The 19,295-nt window shown below is 70.9% G+C and carries 16 protein-coding genes and 1 pseudogene; 12 read left to right on the top strand and 5 right to left on the bottom strand.

Annotation, left to right across the window (positions count from 1 at the left end):
* Positions 1-42 precede the first annotated feature (42 nt).
* Positions 43-1,140, bottom strand: coding sequence for a sugar ABC transporter substrate-binding protein (locus tag STROP_RS19345; protein ID WP_012015051.1), 1,098 nt, complete (start codon positions 1,138-1,140; stop codon positions 43-45).
* A 175-nt stretch (positions 1,141-1,315) separates the two neighbouring features.
* Here STROP_RS19345 and STROP_RS19340 point away from each other — a divergent pair.
* Positions 1,316-1,568 (top strand): annotated as a pseudogene (locus STROP_RS19340) (ABC transporter permease); the annotation flags it as partial.
* 76 nt (positions 1,569-1,644) lie between these two features.
* Here STROP_RS19340 and ybaK read toward each other — a convergent pair.
* Together ybaK and STROP_RS19330 are read right to left on the bottom strand one after the other, a co-directional pair.
* The gene (gene ybaK, locus STROP_RS19335; protein ID WP_012015049.1) at positions 1,645-2,127 is read right to left on the bottom strand and encodes a Cys-tRNA(Pro) deacylase; all 483 of its coding nucleotides are present in this window, start codon (positions 2,125-2,127) and stop codon (positions 1,645-1,647) included.
* A gap of 9 nt (positions 2,128-2,136) precedes the next feature.
* Complete coding sequence (locus tag STROP_RS19330) at positions 2,137-3,351, bottom strand: THUMP-like domain-containing protein (protein ID WP_028568798.1); 1,215 nt, start codon at positions 3,349-3,351, stop codon at positions 2,137-2,139.
* A 307-nt stretch (positions 3,352-3,658) separates the two neighbouring features.
* On the opposite strand from STROP_RS19330, the gene groES reads away from it, so the two are divergent.
* The 4 genes from groES to STROP_RS19310 all read left to right on the top strand — a co-directional run bounded on the left by groES (position 3,659) and on the right by STROP_RS19310 (position 8,384).
* Positions 3,659-3,973 (top strand): co-chaperone GroES, encoded by a 315-nt coding sequence (gene groES / locus STROP_RS19325; RefSeq protein ID WP_018222648.1) that lies wholly within the window; start codon positions 3,659-3,661, stop codon positions 3,971-3,973.
* Between the two features lie 70 nt (positions 3,974-4,043).
* Complete coding sequence (gene groL, locus STROP_RS19320) at positions 4,044-5,675, top strand: chaperonin GroEL (protein WP_012015046.1); 1,632 nt, start codon at positions 4,044-4,046, stop codon at positions 5,673-5,675.
* A gap of 127 nt (positions 5,676-5,802) precedes the next feature.
* Positions 5,803-7,398: a molybdopterin-dependent oxidoreductase gene (locus tag STROP_RS19315; protein WP_012015045.1), complete on the top strand. Its 1,596-nt coding sequence runs from the start codon at positions 5,803-5,805 to the stop codon at positions 7,396-7,398.
* Between the two features lie 179 nt (positions 7,399-7,577).
* Positions 7,578-8,384 (top strand): response regulator transcription factor, encoded by an 807-nt coding sequence (locus STROP_RS19310; protein ID WP_012015044.1) that lies wholly within the window; start codon positions 7,578-7,580, stop codon positions 8,382-8,384.
* A 51-nt stretch (positions 8,385-8,435) separates the two neighbouring features.
* On the opposite strand, the gene STROP_RS19305 is transcribed toward STROP_RS19310, so the two are convergent.
* The gene (locus STROP_RS19305) at positions 8,436-8,843 is read right to left on the bottom strand and encodes a DUF5319 domain-containing protein (protein WP_026275337.1); all 408 of its coding nucleotides are present in this window, start codon (positions 8,841-8,843) and stop codon (positions 8,436-8,438) included.
* A gap of 182 nt (positions 8,844-9,025) precedes the next feature.
* On the opposite strand from STROP_RS19305, the gene guaB reads away from it, so the two are divergent.
* The 5 genes from guaB (at position 9,026) to guaA (ending at position 16,658) form a co-directional block, all read left to right on the top strand.
* Entirely contained in the window at positions 9,026-10,588 is a 1,563-nt protein-coding gene (guaB, locus tag STROP_RS19300; RefSeq protein WP_012015042.1) for an IMP dehydrogenase, read from the top strand.
* Between the two features lie 30 nt (positions 10,589-10,618).
* Positions 10,619-11,782, top strand: coding sequence for a GuaB3 family IMP dehydrogenase-related protein (locus STROP_RS19295; RefSeq protein ID WP_012015041.1), 1,164 nt, complete (start codon positions 10,619-10,621; stop codon positions 11,780-11,782).
* A gap of 49 nt (positions 11,783-11,831) precedes the next feature.
* Positions 11,832-13,244: a M1 family metallopeptidase gene (locus tag STROP_RS19290; protein ID WP_012015040.1), complete on the top strand. Its 1,413-nt coding sequence runs from the start codon at positions 11,832-11,834 to the stop codon at positions 13,242-13,244.
* Between the two features lie 69 nt (positions 13,245-13,313).
* Positions 13,314-15,005 carry an FAD-dependent oxidoreductase gene (locus tag STROP_RS19285; RefSeq protein ID WP_012015039.1) on the top strand — a complete coding sequence of 564 codons (1,692 nt, stop codon included), beginning with the start codon at positions 13,314-13,316 and terminating at the stop codon, positions 15,003-15,005.
* 99 nt (positions 15,006-15,104) lie between these two features.
* On the top strand, positions 15,105-16,658 hold the full coding sequence (gene guaA, locus STROP_RS19280; RefSeq protein WP_012015038.1) for a glutamine-hydrolyzing GMP synthase: 1,554 nt from the start codon (positions 15,105-15,107) through the stop codon (positions 16,656-16,658).
* Between the two features lie 7 nt (positions 16,659-16,665).
* Here guaA and STROP_RS19275 read toward each other — a convergent pair whose 3' ends face one another.
* Positions 16,666-16,983 (bottom strand): PspC domain-containing protein, encoded by a 318-nt coding sequence (locus STROP_RS19275; protein ID WP_018831261.1) that lies wholly within the window; start codon positions 16,981-16,983, stop codon positions 16,666-16,668.
* A 144-nt stretch (positions 16,984-17,127) separates the two neighbouring features.
* Between STROP_RS19275 and STROP_RS19270 the strand changes: the two genes are divergently transcribed.
* A complete protein-coding gene (locus tag STROP_RS19270; RefSeq protein ID WP_026275336.1) occupies positions 17,128-18,075 on the top strand; it encodes an NUDIX domain-containing protein in 948 nt (315 codons plus the stop codon).
* A 79-nt stretch (positions 18,076-18,154) separates the two neighbouring features.
* Complete coding sequence (locus STROP_RS19265) at positions 18,155-19,060, top strand: NUDIX hydrolase (protein ID WP_012015036.1); 906 nt, start codon at positions 18,155-18,157, stop codon at positions 19,058-19,060.
* The last annotated feature ends 235 nt before the right edge of the window (positions 19,061-19,295 follow it).

Here is a 19,295-nt window from a genome sequence, read left to right as displayed (position 1 = left end):
GGCACGGGGTGGCCCGTGCCGGGCGACGTCGCCACGCGGAGGTCAGCTGATACCAGCGCTCGCGCAGAGTTCGGCGTACTCCCCGGTGCAGACCTCGTCCTTGGTCACGAAGCCGTCGGCGATGACGTCCTTGACGTTCTCCTTGTAGATCGCCTGGGGGGTGAGCAGCACGGCGGGCACATCCCGGCCGCTCTCCGGGTCCTCGACGCTCTGGCCGGTCTCCTTCCGCTCCCCCTTGGCCAGCGAGATGGCCAGTTCGGCAGCGGCGTCGGCCTCTTGCTTGATTGCCTTGTAGACGGTCATGCACTGGTCGCCGGCGAGGATGTTCTGTAGGCCCTGCGGGGTAGCGTCCTGGCCGGTGACCGGGACCTTGCCGTTGAGTTTGTTCTTCTTCAGCACCGAGATGGCGGCGTTGCCGAGGCCGTCGTTCGCCGCGAGCACCCCGTCGATCTTGCCGCCGGACTTGGTGAGCTGCTGCTCGAAGATGGTGGCGGCCTGCGCGTTGTCCCAGTCCGGCACGGAGTCGTCCGCGACCTGCTGGTACTCCCCGGCGTCGAACTTCGGCTTGAGGACCGAGTCGTAGCCGTTCTTGAACAGGGTGGCGTTGTTGTCGGTCGGCGCGCCGTTCAGGTACACGATCGACGGGTTCTGCACGCCGCCGTCGGTGAGGCACCTGACGAGGCCCTCGCCCTGGAGCTTGCCGACGGCCTCGTTGTCGAAGCTGACGTAGTACTCCGCCGAGCCACCGAGGGTCAGGCGGTCGTAGTCGATGGTGGCGACCCCCTGCGACTTGGCCTTGTCGAGGACGGCCTTGCCGGTGCCGGAGTCCAGGTTGACGATCATCAGGGCGGTGACCCCCTGGGTGATCATCTGGTCTGCGATGGTCTGGAACTGGGTTTTGTCACCCTGCGCGTTCTGGATGTCGGCCTCGACTCCGGCCTCCTTGAAGGCATCCTCAAGGAACTTGCGGTCCGCGCCCTCCCAGCGGGCGGAGGACTTGCTGTCCGGGAGGATCACGCCGATCTTGGGGGTTTTGCCGGGGCCGGCCGACTCCTCGTCGGAGGAGTTGTCGCCACAGGCCGCCATGCCGCCGGTGGCCAGGAGGCCGGCGGCGGCAGCGGCGAGGAAACCCTTGCGCATCTGCAGGGTCCTTTCCAGATGGGGGATTGGGGGATGGTTTGTTGTGCCCGGCAACGTATTCCGCGGCCGCCAGGCGGCACAAGAGTGTCGAGGTCATGAGTTTGTTGCCGGCAGTAACAATTCGGCAACGTCGTGGTCTCTGGGCTGTGACGTGACCCTGCTGTGGTCCGGCCTGCTCCGGGTGAACTGGCTGGCCGTTCCCGCCACGGTCCTGGTCGCGCTCACCGCGACCACCGTCGGCCTGGCGATCGCGCATGCGGCCACCACCGGTGACGAACACGGTCACCCGGCAGCACATGGCGCAGGTGGTCCGAGAATCCCTCACCGCCGCGCCGGATGGAAACTCGGCCGCGCCGTACGCGGTCCTGGCGGGGTGGTGCGTAATCGGTCTCGTCGGCACCGTGCGCGCTATGACCCGGCGAGCCTGAGCCAGGCCGGGTCGCCGGTCGACCCGCGGGACAGTCCTGGGCGGGCAATCCGCCAGAGTGCGGGTGGTCCGCTGGTCTAGTCGGAGGCGACCCGTGCCATTCGGGCGTTGGTGAGGGCGACCAGATCCTGTGGGGCCAGTTCCAGCTGGAGCCCCCGACGGCCAGCGGAGACGTAGATGGTCTCGTGGTGAAGGGCGCTCTCGTCGAGCACGGTCGGCAGGTTGCGCCGCTGTCCGAGCGGACTGATGCCGCCGCGGACGTACCCGGTGACACGTTCGGCCGTTGTCCGGTCGGCCAGCACGGCCCGTTTGGCGCCGACTGCGGCGGCCAGGGCTTTGAGGCCGAGTTCGCCGGACACCGGGACGACCACGATGGTGAGCGCGTCATCGACCACGGCCACCAGTGACTTGAACACGCGGTCCGCCGGTAGGCCGAGCGTCGCTGCCACCAGCGCTCCATAGTTCGCGGCGTCCGCCGGGACGTCGTACGGATGGGTGCGGTACCTGACTTTCCGCTTGTTCAGCAGCGTGGTCGCCGGCGTCACCTGTCGTTGCGCCACACCGTCAGCCTAGCCGGTGGTCGGACGGCAGATCAGTACCATCGGGGCACCGTCCACGCGGGTCAGCACGAGGCTGGCCGGCTGGTCCCCGGTCAACCGCAGATCGCGGCGGAGCTTCTCCGGCTCGAGGGCCGAACCCCGCTTGCGGATCTCCACCCGGCCGACCCGCCGCTCGCGCAGCAGGGCACGAAGCCGCTTCAGCGAGAACGGCAGCACGTCGGTGATCTCCAGGCAGCGGGCGAAGGGGGTCGGTGTGGGGGTGTCGGCGTACAGGTAGGCGATCGTCGGGTCGGCGAGGGTGGCGTCGAGTTCGCCGGCCAACTCGGCGACGAGGTGCGCGCGGACCACCGCCGGGTCCGGGTCGTAGACGTAGCGGCGGACCGGTCCGACCGGTGCCTCGGTGACCCGGGAGCTGGCCAACTCGTGCACTGTCTCGCGGGCAGCGGCAGAACCGTCAGTCGGGGAACCTTCCCGCAGCACGGTCGCGCGGCGGGCCACCGTCGCGAACTCGCCGCACCACAGGGCGGCCTCGACCAGGTCGCCGTTGACGCTCACCCACTCCGCCTCCGCGCCGGGTGGGATCAGTGCGTGGTCCAGGCCGGGTGCCACCTTGACGACCGTCCGCGGTGCCCGTTCGGTCAGCGAGAGCACGAAGTCCCACGGTGGGGAGTAGGCGTTCGGGTCGAAGACCCGCCGACCGGAGGCTCGGCGGGCGGGGTCGCAGAAGACCCCGTCAACCCGGCTGAGATCGAAGGTGGTCGCGTCTCCCTGGTCGACGGTGAAGCGTTCGGCGAGCCCGGTCGCCTCGGCGTTCGCGGCGGCTATCGCGGCGGTGAGTGGATCGGCCTCCACCCCGTACACCCGGATCCCGGTCCGGGCGGCGGCGAGCGCGTCGGCGCCGAGACCGCAGCCGAGGTCGGCCAGGGCGCGGACGCCGCTGGTGCGCAGCCGCTCGGCGCGTCGCCGCGCCACCACCTGGCGGGTGGCCTGCTCCAGGCCGGGTCGGGTGAAGAACATGTCGGCTGCCGCCGGACCGAACTTGCCCACCGCGCGACGGCGCAGCTCGGCCTGGGTCAGTGCCGCCGCGGCCAGGTCGGCCGGGAGCCCGGTCGAGCGGAGTGCCGCCGCCGCGGCCAGCGGGTCGCCACCGGCCACCTCGGTCGCCGCCGCGAGCGCTGCCGACCCCGCGGGGGTGCGCAGCTGCGCCAGCTGTCCCAGGTTCACCCCGCCATTCTTCCGGCTGGTCCGCGGGGGAGGGAGTCGGGGTGTTGCCGGGCGTGCGCCTGCCCGCCTCACCCGTACGCGCGACGCGCGGGGCGGGTCGCTGGCACTCTCCTTGACGGAGTGCTAGCCGAGGAATAACCTGCGATTAGCACTCTCGACCTGAGGGTGCCAACCTCCGGGCCCCGGTGCCCGGCAGGTTAACGCCAGGCGGACCGGCACCCGCGACGACGGCCCCGCCCGGTGGCATGTGGCAGATTGAGCTGGCCGGTTTGCCGGTCGGTAACGAAACCAAGTACCCCAGGAGGGTATGCCCGTGACTACCGCGACCAAGGTTGCGATCAAGCCGCTTGAGGACCGCATCGTGGTCCAGGCGAATGAGGCTGAGACCACCACGGCGTCGGGCATCGTGATTCCCGACACCGCCAAGGAGAAGCCGCAGGAGGGCACTGTCCTCGCTGTCGGCCCGGGCCGGATCGACGACAAGGGCAACCGCGTGCCGATCGACGTCAAGGTCGGCGACACCGTCCTCTACTCGAAGTACGGCGGCACCGAGGTCAAGTACGCCGGCGAGGAGTACCTGGTGCTCTCCGCCCGCGACGTCCTCGCGGTCATCGAGAAGTAGGTAACCGAGCAGTGTCGTCGCCCCGGTCCGGCTCGCCGGGCCGGGGCGACGACGCTTCGAAGGGACATTCATGGCGAAGATCCTGAGCTTCTCGGACGACGCTCGGCACCAGCTGGAGCACGGTGTCAACGCCCTCGCGGATGCGGTCAAGGTCACCCTCGGCCCCCGCGGGCGCAACGTCGTCCTGGACAAGAAGTTTGGTGCACCCACGATCACCAACGACGGCGTGACGATCGCCAAGGAGATCGAGCTCACCGACCCGCACGAGAACCTCGGCGCGCAGCTGGTCAAGGAGGTGGCGACCAAGACCAACGACGTCGCCGGCGACGGGACCACCACCGCCACCGTGCTGGCCCAGGCGTTGGTCCGGGAGGGCCTGCGTAACGTGGCGGCCGGCGCCAACCCGACCGGCCTCAAGCGGGGTATCGACGCGGCGGCCACCAAGGTCTCCGAGGCGCTGCTCGGCAAGGCCGTCGAGGTGTCGGACAAGGCGGCGATCGCGCACGTCGCGACCGTCTCCGCGCAGGACTCCACGATCGGTGAGCTCATCGCCGAGGCGATGGAGCGGGTCGGCCGCGACGGTGTCATCACCGTCGAGGAGGGCTCCACCCTCGCCACCGAGCTGGACGTGACCGAGGGTCTCCAGTTCGACAAGGGCTTCATCTCGCCCAACTTCGTCACTGACGCGGAGGGGCAGGAGTCGGTCCTGGAGGACCCGTACATCCTCATCACCACGCAGAAGATCTCGGCGATCGAGGAGCTGCTACCGCTGCTGGAGAAGGTCCTCCAGGACAGCAAGCCGCTGCTCATCATCGCCGAGGACGTCGAGGGCCAGGCGCTGTCCACGCTGGTGGTCAACGCGCTCCGCAAGACCATGAAGGTCTGCGCGGTGAAGGCTCCCGGCTTCGGTGACCGCCGCAAGGCGATGTTGCAGGACATGGCGATCCTGACCGGTGCCGAGCTGGTCGCCCCCGAGCTGGGCTACAAGCTTGACCAGGTCGGGCTGGAGGTGCTCGGCACCGCTCGCCGGGTGGTGGTCGACAAGGAGACCACCACCGTCGTCGACGGCGGCGGCCAGGCCGCCGACGCCGCGGACCGGGTCGCCCAGATCCGCAAGGAGATCGAGGCTTCGGACTCCGAGTGGGACCGGGAGAAGCTCGCCGAGCGGCTGGCCAAGCTCTCCGGTGGCGTTGCCGTGATCCGGGCGGGCGCGGCGACCGAGGTCGAGATGAAGGAGCGCAAGCACCGCATCGAGGACGCCATCGCCGCCACCAAGGCCGCGGTCGAGGAGGGCACGATCCCCGGCGGCGGTGCCGCCCTGGCCCAGGTCCTGCCGGCGCTCGACGACGACCTCGGCCTCGACGGGGACGAGAAGGTCGGCGTCTCGATCGTGCGCAAGGCGCTGGTCGAGCCGCTGCGCTGGATCGCCCAGAACGCCGGCCACGACGGCTACGTGGTGGTGCAGAAGGTCGTCGACAAGGACTGGGGCCACGGCCTCGACGCGGCTACCGGCGAGTACGTCGACCTGGCAAAGGCTGGCATCCTCGACCCGGTGAAGGTGACCCGCAACGCGGTCGCCAACGCCGCGTCGATCGCGGGCCTGCTGCTCACCACCGAGAGCCTCGTGGTGGACAAGCCGCAGGAGCCGGAGCCGGCCGCGGGTGGCCACGGCCACGGTCACCAGCACGGCCCGGGTTTCTGACCCACGCCGGATGCTCGGTCGGGGCGCGTCGTCCACAGTGGCGACGCGCCCCGACGGGTCTTTCGGGCTGCTTACGGAACGCTGACGTGGCTACCGGCGCGGTCCGAGATCGGAAACACTGGTCCGCGTGACCAGTACGACCAGTCGCCACGCCGCTTTGGCCGGGGTGATCGCCGCCGCGGTGGCGATCGGCTCGGCAGAGCTCGTCGCGGTGTTGACCGGCCCCCGTTCCGCTCCCCTGGTAGCCGTCGGCGGGCTGGTGGTCGACACCGTGCCGGAGCCACTCAAGCAGTTCGGCATCGCGCTCTTCGGCAGCTACGACAAGATTGCCCTGCTGGTGGGGACGGCCCTGCTGCTCGCCGGCTTCGCCGCGCTGCTCGGCGTACTGTCCCGGCGGCACCTGGCGTACGGGCTGGCCGGCATCACGGCGTTCACGGCGCTGGGGGCGTTCGCAGCCCTGACCCGAGCCGGTGCGGACCTCGCGGACGTGCTGCCGGCGCTGGCCGGCGGCAGCCTCGGCGGCCTGGTGCTCTGGGCGTTCGTCCAGGGACCGTTGGAGCTGGATCCATGGCCCTGGTCTGCCCCCACCCCACCGGCCGCCTCCGGTGCGCCGGATGCCGGGTCGGCTGACCGGGAGCAGGCCGCGGGGCCGAGTCCGGAATCACGACGACGCTTTCTCACCGCGAGTGGGCTCCTGCTCGGGGCGGCGGGAGCGGCCGGTATCGGCGGCCGGTGGCTGACCGGTCGGCGGGGGGTGTCGGCGGCCCGCGCGGCGGTCGTGCTGCCGGCCCCGGCGTCGCCAGCCTCCGCTGTGCCGATCGGTGCCGACCTGAACCTGCCCCAGCTTGCCTCCTACGTCACGCCCAGATCCAGCTTCTACCGGATCGACACCGCCCTGGTGGTGCCGCAGGTGGATCCGGCCACCTGGCAGTTGCGCATCCACGGCCGGGTTCGCAACCCGATCACCCTGAGCTTCGCCGACCTGCTGGCCCGGCCGCTGGTCGAGCGGTATGTCACGTTGGCCTGTGTGTCGAATGAGGTCGGCGGTGACCTGATCGGCAACGCCCGCTGGCTGGGGGTGCCGCTGCGGGATCTGTTGGCCGAGGCGGATCCGCTGGCGGGCGCGGATCAGGTCGTTGGGCGGTCGGTTGACGGCTGGACCTGCGGTACCCCCACGGCGGTGCTGCGGGACGGCCGGGACGCGCTGCTGGCGGTTGGCATGAACGGTGAGCCGCTGCCGGTCGAGCACGGCTTCCCGGTCCGGATGGTGGTGCCGGGCCTGTACGGCTACGTGTCGGCCTGTAAGTGGGTCACCGAGCTGGAGTTGGCCAGCTTCGCGGACTTCGACGCGTACTGGGTGCCACGCGGTTGGTCGGCGCAGGGCCCGGTGAAGACCCAGTCGCGGATCGACACGCCGCGTCGGCGGAGTCGGTTGGTGGCGGGGGAGGTGGTTGTCGCCGGTGTCGCCTGGGCGCAGCACCGGGGCATCCGGCGGGTGGAGGTCCGGGTGGACGAGGGGCCCTGGCGGGAGGCGGACCTCGCGCCGACGGTCTCGGTGGATACCTGGGTGCAGTGGTCGTGGCGGTGGGACGCGACACCGGGCGAGCACACGCTTGCGGTGCGGGCCACCGACGCGACCGGTGAGACGCAGACCGGCCGTAGCGCGCCGGTGGCTCCGGACGGCGCGACCGGCTGGCACACGGTGCGCGTGACAGTTGGCTGACCCTCGGCGCGATGGGCGCCGAGTCCGTCGCCAAGCGGCGTGACGTACACCCCAGGAGCGGGAACCTCGGACAACTCGCGGCAAATGCCCCAACTGTCGGAAAAGTTCGAAGGATTGGCGGGAACCCCCTCGCGACCGGACTCCGTCATGGTCTGCTCGTTGACGGAGAGGAGACCACTGTGCGTACGGTTCTCGTGTGCGTTCGAACGCCCTTGGCGGCGCAGCACCTGACCTCCGCCGCGGCGCGGCTGGGGCTATCTGGGGCGGTGCGGACCGCCGTCTCCGACCCTGAGGTGATGCTGCGGCTCGCCGAACGCCCCGCCGACGTGGTGCTTGTTGATACGGCGCTGACCCGGCCGGACAGCGCGGGGTTCGTCCGCCGGGTCCTGGCCCGGGCGCCGCAGGCGGCCGTGGTGTTGCTGGGGGTCGAGGAGTCCGAGTCGGCGGCGGCGACGATCAGCGCGGGAGCCCGGGGGCTGATCCAGGGCGCCGACCACGATCTCACCAGCTCGGTGGCGAAGGCGCTGCTGCTGCTCTCCGCCCCCGGGCGGGCCAACCGTCATCGGGTCGACCCGGCGCGGGATGCGGCCTCGGTGGGCGGGTCGGTCCGCGCTACTCCCGGCGGCCGGGCTCCCGCCGACCCACCGTCGGGTTGGCCGGCCGGAGCCGCCGAAGGGGCCGGTGGGGCGCCAACGGTGGTGCCGGCGCAGCGCGGCGACGACCCCGCTGACCCGGCGGGTGAGCTTGCCGCGGTGCCCGCCGGCGGCCCAGCTCGGGAGCCACGGCCAGCGGTCGGGCTGACCGAGCGGGAGCTACAGGTGCTCCTGGGCATGGCCGAGGGCAAGAGCAACGCCGAGATCGGCCGGGAGCTGTTCGTCTCCGAGGACACGGTGAAGACCCACGCCCGACGACTCTTCCGCAAGCTCGGTGCGCGGGACCGCGCCCACGCCGTCGCCGCCGGCTTCCGCGCCGGGCTGGTCGCCTGATGCGTCGTTGACGTATCGGTCGATCCGTTCGGGACCGGTCGAGCGCCGGGATCAGCGGTTGGAGTCCGGCTCCTCGTCGGTGCCTTCGCTCAGCGTGTCGTGCACCCCGTCGGCGTACCCGCGGGCATAGTCCCAGGTCACGTAGTGATCCGGATCGGGGTCGTACGCCGGCTCGTGCACCCGGGGGTGCCCGGAGCTGAGGAGGTGACGCAGGTTGCCTCGAAGCAGATCCCAGCCGAAGTAGTGCGGCTCCCGGCAGTCCTCGCACTTGATCACCAGGCCGCGTACCCCGATCGGCGCCAGCAGTGCCTGATAGATCTCCAGGTCGGCGAGGTCCTCCAACACCTCCTGCCGCTCGGCGTCGCTCAGCGGGTCGAGCTCAGCGTCGGCGGGATCGGGCCGGCCCGCCGCCGAGTCGGCTGGGTCTCCGTTAAAGGGATCGATGGGATCGTCGTGCACCCCCTCACCGTAGACCCAACGCTCGATCGCCGCCCGCCCTGGGCGTGCGGGACCTGCCCGCCGGCAGCGGGGGCGCGGCCAGCCGATAGGTACGATGGGGCGAAGCGCCGCTACCCGGTATCTGCCGGTGCCCGCCCGCGCCACCTCGCTGAAGCCCGTTCGAGCAGCTCAGGGGAGCAATCGTGGAAAATTCGCCCAGCACAGTTCAACCGACCGACGCCGACAACGGCGAGCTGGGCGGTCACCTGCCGGAGCTGCCCGCCGGTTCGGCTCGGGTGGTTCCACTCGGTCTGACCTTCGACGACGTGTTGCTCCAGCCGGGCGGGTCGGATGTCGTGCCGAGTCGGGTGAACACCCGTACGAAGCTCACCCGCACCGTCGAGCTGAACATCCCACTGCTGTCCAGCGCGATGGACACGGTGACGGAGGGCCGGATGGCGATCGCCATGGCCCGCCAGGGCGGGATCGGCGTGCTGCACCGCAATCTCTCCGTGGAGGACCAGGCGCTCCAGGTTGACCTGGTGAAGCGCTCCGAGTCCGGCATGATCACCAATCCGGTGACCGCCGGCCCGGACGACACCCTCCAGGACGTGGACACGCTCTGTGGGCAGTACCGGATCTCCGGTGTGCCGGTGGTCGACGGCGACGGGCAACTGGTCGGCATCGTCACCAACCGCGACATGCGCTTCGTCTCCGACCCGGCCACACCGGTCCGCGAGATCATGACCCGGACCCCGTTGGTCACCGCCCCGGTCGGAGTCAGCAAGGAGGACGCGCTCGGCCTGTTGCAGCAGCACAAGGTCGAGAAGTTGCCGATCGTCGACGGCGCCGGCAAGCTGCGCGGCCTGATCACCGTCAAGGACTTCACCAAGAGTGAGCAGTACCCGAACGCCACCAAGGACTCCGCCGGCCGGCTTCGCGTCGCCGCCGCCGTCGGTGTGGGCGAGGACGCGTACAAGCGGGCCCGTGCCCTGGTGGACGCCGGCGTGGACGTACTGATCGTGGACACCGCGCACGGCCACCAACGCGCGGTGCTGGAGATGGTCGCCCGGATCAAGAAGGATGCCAGCGTCGATGTCGTCGGCGGTAACGTCGCCACCTACGCGGGGGCGAAGGCACTCATCGAGGCCGGTGTGGACGGCGTCAAGGTGGGGGTCGGGCCGGGAGCGATCTGCACGACGCGGATCGTGGCCGGCGTCGGTGTGCCGCAGGTGACCGCGATCATGGAGGCGGCACGGGCCGCCCGACCGGCCGGCGTTCCGGTCATCGGCGACGGCGGCATCCAGTACTCCGGGGACATCGCCAAGGCGCTGGTGGCCGGTGCCGACACGGTGATGCTGGGCGGTCTGCTCGCCGGCTGCGCGGAGAGCCCCGGCGAGCTGATCTTCATCAACGGCAAGCAGTACAAGGCCTACCGGGGGATGGGCTCGCTGGGCGCGATGCAGTCTCGGGGCCAGGTCCGGTCGTACTCGAAGGACCGCTACTTCCAGCAGGATGTCACCAGCGACGACAAGCTCGTCCCCGAGGGTGTCGAGGGTCAGGTGCCGTACCGGGGTCCGCTCGCCCAGGTAGCCCATCAGCTGGTCGGCGGGTTGCGCCTGGCGATGGGGTACGCCGGCGCGGAGAGCGTTTCCGAGCTGCACCGGCGCGGACAGCTCATCCGGATCACCGCGGCCGGGCTCAAGGAGAGCCACCCGCACGACATCCAGATGGTCGCTGAGGCACCCAACTACCACACCCGCTGACCCCACCACCCCCTACCGTCTGGAGTCCTCATGCGTGACGTGGTCGAGATCGGGCTGGGCAAGACCGCGCAGCGCGGTTACCACCTGGACGACATCGCGATCGTGCCGAGCCGCCGTACCCGGGACGTCGACGACGTGTCGACGGCCTGGCAGCTCGACGCGTACCCGTTCGGCATTCCCTGCGTCGGCCACCCCTCCGACGCGACGATGAGTCCGGCCTCGGCGGTGCGGCTCGGCCAGCTCGGTGGCCTCGGTGTGCTCAACGTGGAAGGTCTGTGGACCCGGTACGAGAACCCGGCGAAGGTGCTGGAGGAGCTGGCCAGCCTGGCCGAGGACGCCACGGACCCGTCGGCCCACCCCACCCGCGCCGGCGCGACCCGGCCGCACCACACCCGACGGCTTCAGGAGGTCTACGCCGAGCCGATCCGCGCGGACCTGATCGCCGAGCGGGTCCGTGAGCTGCGGTCCGGCGGCCAGACGGTGGCGGTCCGGGTCTCACCGCAGCACACCCTGGCGCTCGCCCCGGTGATCCTCGACGCCGGGGTGGACATCCTGGTGATCCAGGGCACCATCGTCTCCGCCGAACACGTCTCCACCACCGACGAGCCGCTGAACCTCAAGGAGTTCATCGCCGACCTCGACCTGCCGGTGGTCGTCGGCGGCTGCACCGACTACAAGACCGCCCTGCACCTGATGCGCACCGGCGCGGCCGGGGTGATCGTGGGGATCGGCGGCGACGACTGGTCGACCACCGAATCGGTGCTCGGCATCCGGGTGCCGATGGCCACCGCGATCGCCGACGCCGCGGCGGCGCGTCGGGACTACCTGGACGAGACCGGCGGCCGCTACGTCCACCTGATCGCCGACGGCGATATCCGGACGTCCGGTGACATCGCCAAGGCACTTGGCTGCGGCGCCGACGCGGTGATGCTGGGTGAGCCGCTCTCGCTCTGCCCGGAGGCGCCGGCCGGCGGCGCCTGGTGGCACTCGGCCGCCAGCCACCCGTCGCTGCCCCGGGGCGCCTTCGAGGCCGCCGGCGAGCCGGTCGGCTCGATGGAACGGCTGCTGTACGGCCCGGCCGACGAGCCGGATGGCCAGCTCAACCTCTTCGGCGGGCTGCGCCGGGCGATGGCCAAGTGTGGCTACCGTGACCTCAAGGAGTTCCAGAAGGTCGGCCTGGTCCTGGACCGTTAGGCAGCGCGGAGGGGCGTCGTCGCGCCGGTCGGGTGGTTAGGCTCGACCGGTGTGGTCCACCTCCGCCCGGGTTCGACCCGGCCTCGCCGTCGTCATCGCGGCGGCGGCCCTACTCATCGGCTGCTCGGCGACGGATCAGGGCGGCGACTTCCGCCCGGGCGCGCTCGACGTGGGTGACCCGTACGTGCCCGGCGCCGGCAACGGCGGGTACGACGTGGAGCACTACCGGCTCGCCGTCGACTACGACCCGGCCAGCGACCGGCTCCTGGGGCAGGCGGCGGTCACCGCCGTCGCCACCCAACCGCTGTCCCGGTTCAACCTGGACCTGCAGGGTCTGGAGGTCACGGCGGTCGGGGTGGATGGTGACCGGGCCCGGCACCGCCACGACGGCGACGAACTGGTGGTGACGCCAGCGCGGGGGTTGGCCGAGGGCAGCCGTTTCACTGTCGCGGTCGAGTACGCCGGCCGCCCCGGCACCCGGCCGAACGGTCCGCTGGGCGGCGGCGGATTCCTGCACACCGAAGACGGCGCGATCGCGCTCGGCCAGCCGTACTCGGCCGCCGCCTGGTTTCCGGTGAACGACCATCCGAGCGACAAGGCAACGTACGACATCGAGGTCACCGTCCCGGCCGGGCTCGCCGCGCTCAGCAACGGGGTGCCCGGGGAGCGGAGCAGCGCCGGCGGCCGAACCACCTGGCGCTGGGCGCAGCGGGCCCCGATGGCGAGCTACCTGACCACCTTGGTGATCGGCGCCTACCGGGTGGAGATCGGCACCCACGCTGGGAAGCCGATCGTCACCGCCGTGCCGGAGCAGCTCTCGGAGAGCAGCCCGGAGGCCGTCTCGCTGGCCCGCACCGGCGAGATCGCCGACTTCCTGGCCGAGCACTTCGGGCCGTACCCGTTCGACTCCTACGGCGGGGTGGCGGTCGTCGACCCGCGGGTGGGGTACGCGTTGGAGACGCAGTCCCGCCCGGTGTACGGCCCCGGCTTCTTCCGCAGCGGGCGGCCCAACTTTGGTGTGGTCGTCCACGAACTGGCGCACCAGTGGTTCGGCGACAGCGTGGCGGTAACCCGGTGGCGGGACATCTGGCTGAACGAGGGCTTCGCCACCTACGCCGAGTGGCTCTGGGAGGAGCACCAGGGGGGTCGGTCGGTGCAGCGCATCTTCGAGGACCAGTACGCGGTGACGGACTGGTCGCTGCCGACTCTGGACCCGGGGCCGGATCAGATGTTCGGCACCGCCGTCTACCAGCGTGGGGCGCTGACCGTGCACGCGCTGCGGCGGACGGTCGGCGACGACGCCTTCTTTGCCATCCTGCGAGCCTGGACGGCCGAGCGGCGCGACGGCAACGGCACCACCGATGACTTCATCGAGTTGGCCGAGCGGGTCGGTGGGGAGCAGCTCGACGGTCTCTTCGGTGCCTGGCTCTCCGGTACCACCCGGCCCGTCATCCCTGAATAGGGCTGAGCTACCCCGAACAGGGCCGAGCTACCTCTGGCGCGATTCCTACCGGTCGGTAATGATGCGTGCATGCGGTACGACGTGGTTGTCATCGGGTCCGGCTTCGGCGGTGGCGTCGCCGCGTTGCGGCTGGCCGAGAAGGGCTACCGGGTCGGGGTGCTGGAGGCGGGCCGGCGCTTCGCCGATGGCGACTTCCCACGGACGTCCTGGCAGCTGCGTCGCTTCGTCTGGGCGCCGTTCCTGGGCTGCTACGGCCTACAGCGGATCACGCTGCTGCGGGCGGGTCAGCGTCGGGCGGGTGGCGTGCTGGTGCTCTCCGGGGCTGGAGTGGGCGGCGGCTCCCTGGTCTACGCGAACACCCTGTACGAGCCGCTGGACGCCTTCTTCGAGGACCCGCAGTGGCGGGACATCACCGACTGGCGGGAGGAGTTGACCCGCCACTTCGATCAGGCGAAGCGAATGCTCGGCGTCACCACGTACCCGGAGACCACCGGGTCGGACCGGGCGATGCGATCGGTGGCGGAGCGGATGGGGGTCGGGCACACCTTCCGGGCCACCCCGGTCGGGGTGTACCTCGGCCGGCCGGGTCAGCGCGTGCCCGATCCGTACTTTGGCGGGGCGGGGCCGGAGCGTACCGGCTGCACGCACTGTGGCGCCTGCATGACGGGGTGTCGGCTCGGCGCGAAGAACACGCTGGCCAAGAACTACCTGTGGCTGGCCGAGCGGCTCGGTGCGCGGGTGCATCCGTTGACGACCGTGACCGCCGTCGTGCCGGTCGAGGGGGGCGGGTACGCGGTGCACACCCGGCGTACCGGCTCCTGGCTGCGGGGGCGCTCGCAGGTGATCCACGCCGACCAGGTGGTCTTTGCCGCCGGCGCGTTGGGTACCCAGCGCCTGCTGCACGGGATGAAGGTGGCTGGCACTCTGCCACGGCTCTCGTCCCGCCTTGGAGTGTTGACCCGAACCAACTCGGAGGCGATCCTCGGTGCCTCGGTGCCCCGGAGGACGGCGCGGGCGGCCGGGGTCGACTTCACCGAAGGGGTGGCGATCACGAGTTCGTTCCACCCCGATCCGCAGACCCACATCGAACCGGTCCGCTATGGCCGGGGCTCGAACGCGATGGGACTGCTCCAGTCTCTGTTGGTGGACGGCGGCCCGCGTCGGGTACGTCGCTGGCTGGGCAATCTCGTGCGGCAGCCACGTGCTGCGGCGGGGATGCTGTCGGTCCGCAACTGGTCCGAGCGCACGGTGATCGCCCTGGTCATGCAGTCGGCGGACAATTCGTTGACCACCCGGCTACGTCGCGGGCTCGGCGGTCGTCGACTCGTCTGCGAACCGGGTCACGGAGAGCCGAACCCGACCTGGATACCGGCCGGCAACCGGGCGGTTCGGCTTCTGGCCGAGGAGATCAACGGGGTGCCGGGTGGTTCGCTCACCGAACCGTTCAACGTCCCGGTGACCGCGCACTTCCTGGGCGGCGCGGTGATCGGCGCCACCGAGGACGACGGCGTGGTGGACCCGTGGCAACGGGTGTACGGCCACCCCGGGCTGCACGTCGTCGACGGCGCGGCGGTCTCGGCCAATCTCGGGGTGAATCCGAGCCTGACCATCACCGCCCAGGCCGAGCGGGCCCTGTCGTTCTGGCCGAACAAGGGGGACCCGGATCCCCGCCCTCCGCTCGGCTCCCGGTACGTCCGGCTGCCCCCGGTGGCCCCACGTCATCCGGCGGTGCCAGCTGACGCCCCCGGTGCGCTGCGGTAGCGCCGGCGGAGACCTCGGCGCTGCCCGGTAGGCGGGGTCGCTCCGCCGACTCGGGTCCCGAGTCGGCGTCGGGCGTGTCGGTGGGTAGGCTTTCTGCACATGAGCACCCCGCGCCCCGTCCTGGTGGTGGACTTCGGAGCCCAGTACGCCCAGCTCATCGCACGCCGGGTACGGGAGGCCCGGGTCTACTCGGAGATCGTTCCGCACACGTTGTCGGCGGCCGAGATGCTGGCGAAGGACCCGGCAGCGATCATTCTCTCGGGCGGCCCGTCCAGCGTCTACGCGCCCGACGCGCCAGGTGTCGACCCCGGGGTGTTCGAGGTCGGGGTGCCGGTCTTCGGCATCTGTTACGGCTTCCAGGCGATGGCTCAGGCGCTCGGGGGCACGGTCGCGAAGACCGGCAACGGCGAGTACGGCGGCACTGTGCTGCGCCCGCGGTCGGAATGCGGGGTGCTGCTGCGTGATCTCCCTGGTGATCTTCCGGTCTGGATGAGCCACGGCGACTGTGTGACGGAGGCGCCGGCTGGCTTCGCGGTGACCGCCGAGTCAGCGGGCGCCCCGGTGGCGGCCTTCGAGGATCGGGCCGGGCGACGGGCCGGGGTGCAGTTCCACCCGGAGGTCGGGCACACGGCGCATGGCCAGGAGATGTTGACCCGTTTCCTCTACGACATCGCCGGCATCGAGCCCACCTGGACGCCGGAGAACATCATCGACGAGCAGGTGGCCCGGATCCGCGAGCAGGTCGGCACCAAGGAGGTCATCTGCGGTCTCAGCGGCGGCGTTGACTCCGCGGTCGCCGCGGCGCTGGTGCACCGGGCTGTTGGCGACCAGTTGACCTGTGTCTTCGTTGACCATGGTCTGCTTCGGGCGGGCGAGGCCGAGCAGGTGGAGAAGGACTACGTCGCCGCCACCGGAATCAAGCTGCGGGTGGTCGACGCGGCGGACCAGTTCCTGACCGCGTTGGCCGGGGTGACCGATCCGGAACGCAAGCGCAAGATCATTGGCCGCGAGTTCATTCGGACGTTCGAGGCCGCTGCCCGGGACATCGCCGCCCACGGCGACGTGGAGTTCCTGGTACAGGGCACCCTCTACCCGGACGTGGTGGAGTCCGGCGGTGGCGCGGGTACGGCCAGTATCAAGAGCCATCACAACGTCGGCGGGCTTCCCGAAGATCTTGGATTCTCCCTGGTCGAGCCGCTGCGTACGCTCTTCAAGGACGAGGTCCGGGCACTCGGCCTCCAGCTCGGCCTGCCAGAGGCGATGGTCTGGCGGCATCCGTTCCCCGGGCCGGGGCTCGCGATCCGGATCATCGGTGCGGTCGACCAGGAACGGCTCGACGTGCTCCGCCGGGCCGATTTCATCGCCCGACAGGAGCTCAGCGCTGCTGGCCTGGACCGGGGCGTGTGGCAGTTCCCGGTGGTTCTCCTGGCCGACGTACGCAGTGTGGGCGTGCAGGGAGACGGACGCAGCTACGGGCACCCTGTGGTGCTGCGCCCGGTCTCCAGCGAGGACGCGATGACGGCCGACTGGTCGCGGCTGCCGTATGACCTGATCGCCCGGATCTCCACCCGGATCACCAACGAGGTCGCCGAGGTGAACCGGGTGGCTCTGGATGTCACCAGCAAGCCGCCGGGCACCATCGAGTGGGAGTGAGTCGCGCTCATCTGACGGGGGGAGCCGGCGGCTGCGGCCCCGGCCCTGGCCAGGTGGGGGTAGCGGTGGTTGCCCCGACTGTCCCCGGGTGCGGCCAGGCCGGCGCGTCCGCCGGCTCCGCCGGAATCAGGAACCACATGATCGGGTACGCGAGTACCGCGATCCCGCCGGTGAGCAGGCCGATCACCGCGAAGATGACCCGGACCAGCGTGGGGTCGACGTTGAAGTAGCGGCCGATGCCACTGGCCACCCCGGCGATCATCCGGTCGGTGGTGGGGCGACGAAGCTGTTTGTACGGGGGCTGGGACGTTCCGGTGCTCGTCATGTCTTCATGGTGCGCCGCCCCACTCCGGGCGACCTCGGTGATTCCCCGGGCCCTTACCCTGATCTGTCCCTCATCCGCGAGCCGGGAGTCATGAATCCGACCCTTTTCGGCGTCTGTGGCGGGCAGCGGGGAGAATTTGGCTCTGTGACCCTCATGCTGGAGCCGCTTCGTAGGATCGCGGCGTACGCGGTTTGTGTAAATTCAGTCGGTCAGGTGCTGCTGGTCCGCGCGTCGCAGCGCTCCGGCACACCCGGTACGTGGTCGTTGCCCGGGGGCGCGGTCGACCACGGCGAGGACCCCTGCGACACGGTCGTGCGGGAGACCGCCGCCGAGACCGGGCTGTCGGTCAGTGTCGCCGCCCTCACCGACGTGCTCGCCGACATGCGAGCCTTGCCCGAGCGGGGAATCACGATCCACACCGACCGCCTGCTCTACCAGGTGTCGGTGCGGGGCGGGACGCTCGCCGACCGGGTTGATCAGCCCACCGACCTGGCCCGTTGGTTCACCCTTGAGCAGGCCCGCGAGCTGCCCCTGCGCTCGTTCACGGCGCGGGCCCTCGGCCTGTCCGCCTCGTCGGCGGACATCGTGCCGGACGAGCCGCCCGAGTTCCCCTCCTTCTACGCGGTCGAGGGGCCGGACGGCCTGCACCGGGCACAGCGCTTCGCCGCGTACGCGGTCGTCACCGACCCAGACGAGCGGGTCCTGCTCACCCGGGTCTCGGACGGGTACCCGGGCGCCGGCTGCTGGCACCTGCCGGGTGGTGGAACGGACTACGGTGAGCAGCCAGGCACGGCCCTCATCCGTGAGTTGGTCGAGGAGACCGGGCAGACCGGGCGGTTGGTCGAGCTACTTGGCGTGGCGAGCCACCGGGACGCCGCCTCGCTCGGTCCGGAGGGCTACCCGATCGACTGGCACGGGGTCCGCGCCTTCTACCGGGTCGTGGTTGACCGCCCCGCCCCGCCCACCGTGATCGACGTCGGCGGGTCCACCTGTGAGGCTCGCTGGTTCGAGAAGGAGGAGCTGGGCGCCCTCCCGGTCGATCGGCTGACCGAGGTGACGGCCGAGGCGGTCCAGGCCGCCCGGCTGACCTGACCGCTCCGGCCCGGCGTTCCCGGCGCTATCGTCGGTTCGCGGCGAGCTTCTCATTGATGCGGTGCAGGGCGGGGGCAGGGTGCAGCAGCGGTGGATAGCGGCATATGGGGTGCTGCGGGACGACGGCGGGCAGGTGCTACTCGCACGTGGCTCGGGCGGAGGCCCGGATTGGGATGCCTGGCGGCTGCCGGGCAGCAGGGTGCGGCACGCCGAGCATCCCGCCACCGCGGTAGTCCGCGGGTTCGCCGAGGAGACCGGGGTGGCGGTGACGGTGGCGGGCGTCCGGGCGGTGGTAGCCGATGTGGCTACCTTCTCCGCCGGAGTCGGGGTACACACCGACCGGCTGGTGTTCGACGTGACCGCGACGACGGGTAGAGTGTTCCGGCCGGAGCAGGGCGGCGGCGACAGGCTGCGGTGGTTCACGCCCGACTCGGCGGCGGCGGTACCCGTGATGCCGTTCACGGCGGATGTGCTCGGCCTGTCGGGCACGCTCCTGCCGCCGGGACCGTCCAGCGCGTTGCCGCTGGCGGCGACCGCTCCGGCGCCGACCGCTCGGCGGCACCGATTCGGCGCGTACGGGCTGGTCACCGACCCGGCCGGTCGGGTCCTGTTGACGCTGATCGCGGAGGGCTACCCAGGCGCTGGCAGCTGGCACCTGCCCGGCGGGGGCACCGACTACGGTGAGGCGCCGGAGACGGGGCTGCTCCGCGAGTTGGTGGAGGAGTCCGGCCAGGTCGGTCGGGTCGTCGAGTTGGTCGGCGTGGACAGCTTCCACAACCCGATGGCGGTCGGGCCGGAGGGGTATCCGTTGGACTGGCACACCGTTCGGGCCATCTACACGGTGGTGGTGGATGAGCCGACCGAGGCGCGGGTGCTGGAGCTGGCCGGGGGGTCGACCGCGCGCGCGAGCTGGTTTACCGTCGCCGAGCTCACGGGGCTTCGGCTCAGTGATATCGCTGCCCGGACGGTCGCCGAGCTCCGCTGACCCGTCCTGGTTCGGTGTTGGCCCGGTGGGGCGACCGGACGGAACTGCGACTCCAATTATCCCCGCAATTGGGGCTTAGCGGGCGCCGAAGGTGCTCGTCACGGTGGCATCGGCGGGCTCCGGTACATTTGGGTGTGGGAGTTAACGGGGTAACGGGCGATGCGATCCGAGTTAGGAGTAAGAGGGCGGTTCGCGTGGTTTAAGGGAGATTTAAGTACCACCGGCAGCTATCGCC

The organism is Salinispora tropica CNB-440 (genome assembly GCF_000016425.1).
Lineage (GTDB): Bacteria > Actinomycetota > Actinomycetes > Mycobacteriales > Micromonosporaceae > Micromonospora > Micromonospora tropica.
The sequence above is the reverse complement of the archived record's forward strand: the minus strand, read 5'-3'. Positions and strand labels throughout refer to the sequence as shown.

Excerpts from the sequence above, each read along its gene's own strand:
- groL (WP_012015046.1), top strand. The coding sequence starts at position 4,044 with ATGGCGAAGATCCTGAGCTTCTCGGACGACGCTCGGCACCAGCTGGAG.
- STROP_RS19275 (WP_018831261.1), bottom strand. The coding sequence starts at position 16,983 with ATGACGAGCACCGGAACGTCCCAGCCCCCGTACAAACAGCTTCGTCGC.
- STROP_RS19345 (WP_012015051.1), bottom strand. The coding sequence starts at position 1,140 with ATGCGCAAGGGTTTCCTCGCCGCTGCCGCCGCCGGCCTCCTGGCCACC.
- groES (WP_018222648.1), top strand. The coding sequence starts at position 3,659 with ATGCCCGTGACTACCGCGACCAAGGTTGCGATCAAGCCGCTTGAGGAC.
- guaA (WP_012015038.1), top strand. The coding sequence starts at position 15,105 with ATGAGCACCCCGCGCCCCGTCCTGGTGGTGGACTTCGGAGCCCAGTAC.
- STROP_RS19285 (WP_012015039.1), top strand. The coding sequence starts at position 13,314 with ATGCGGTACGACGTGGTTGTCATCGGGTCCGGCTTCGGCGGTGGCGTC.
- STROP_RS19295 (WP_012015041.1), top strand. The coding sequence starts at position 10,619 with ATGCGTGACGTGGTCGAGATCGGGCTGGGCAAGACCGCGCAGCGCGGT.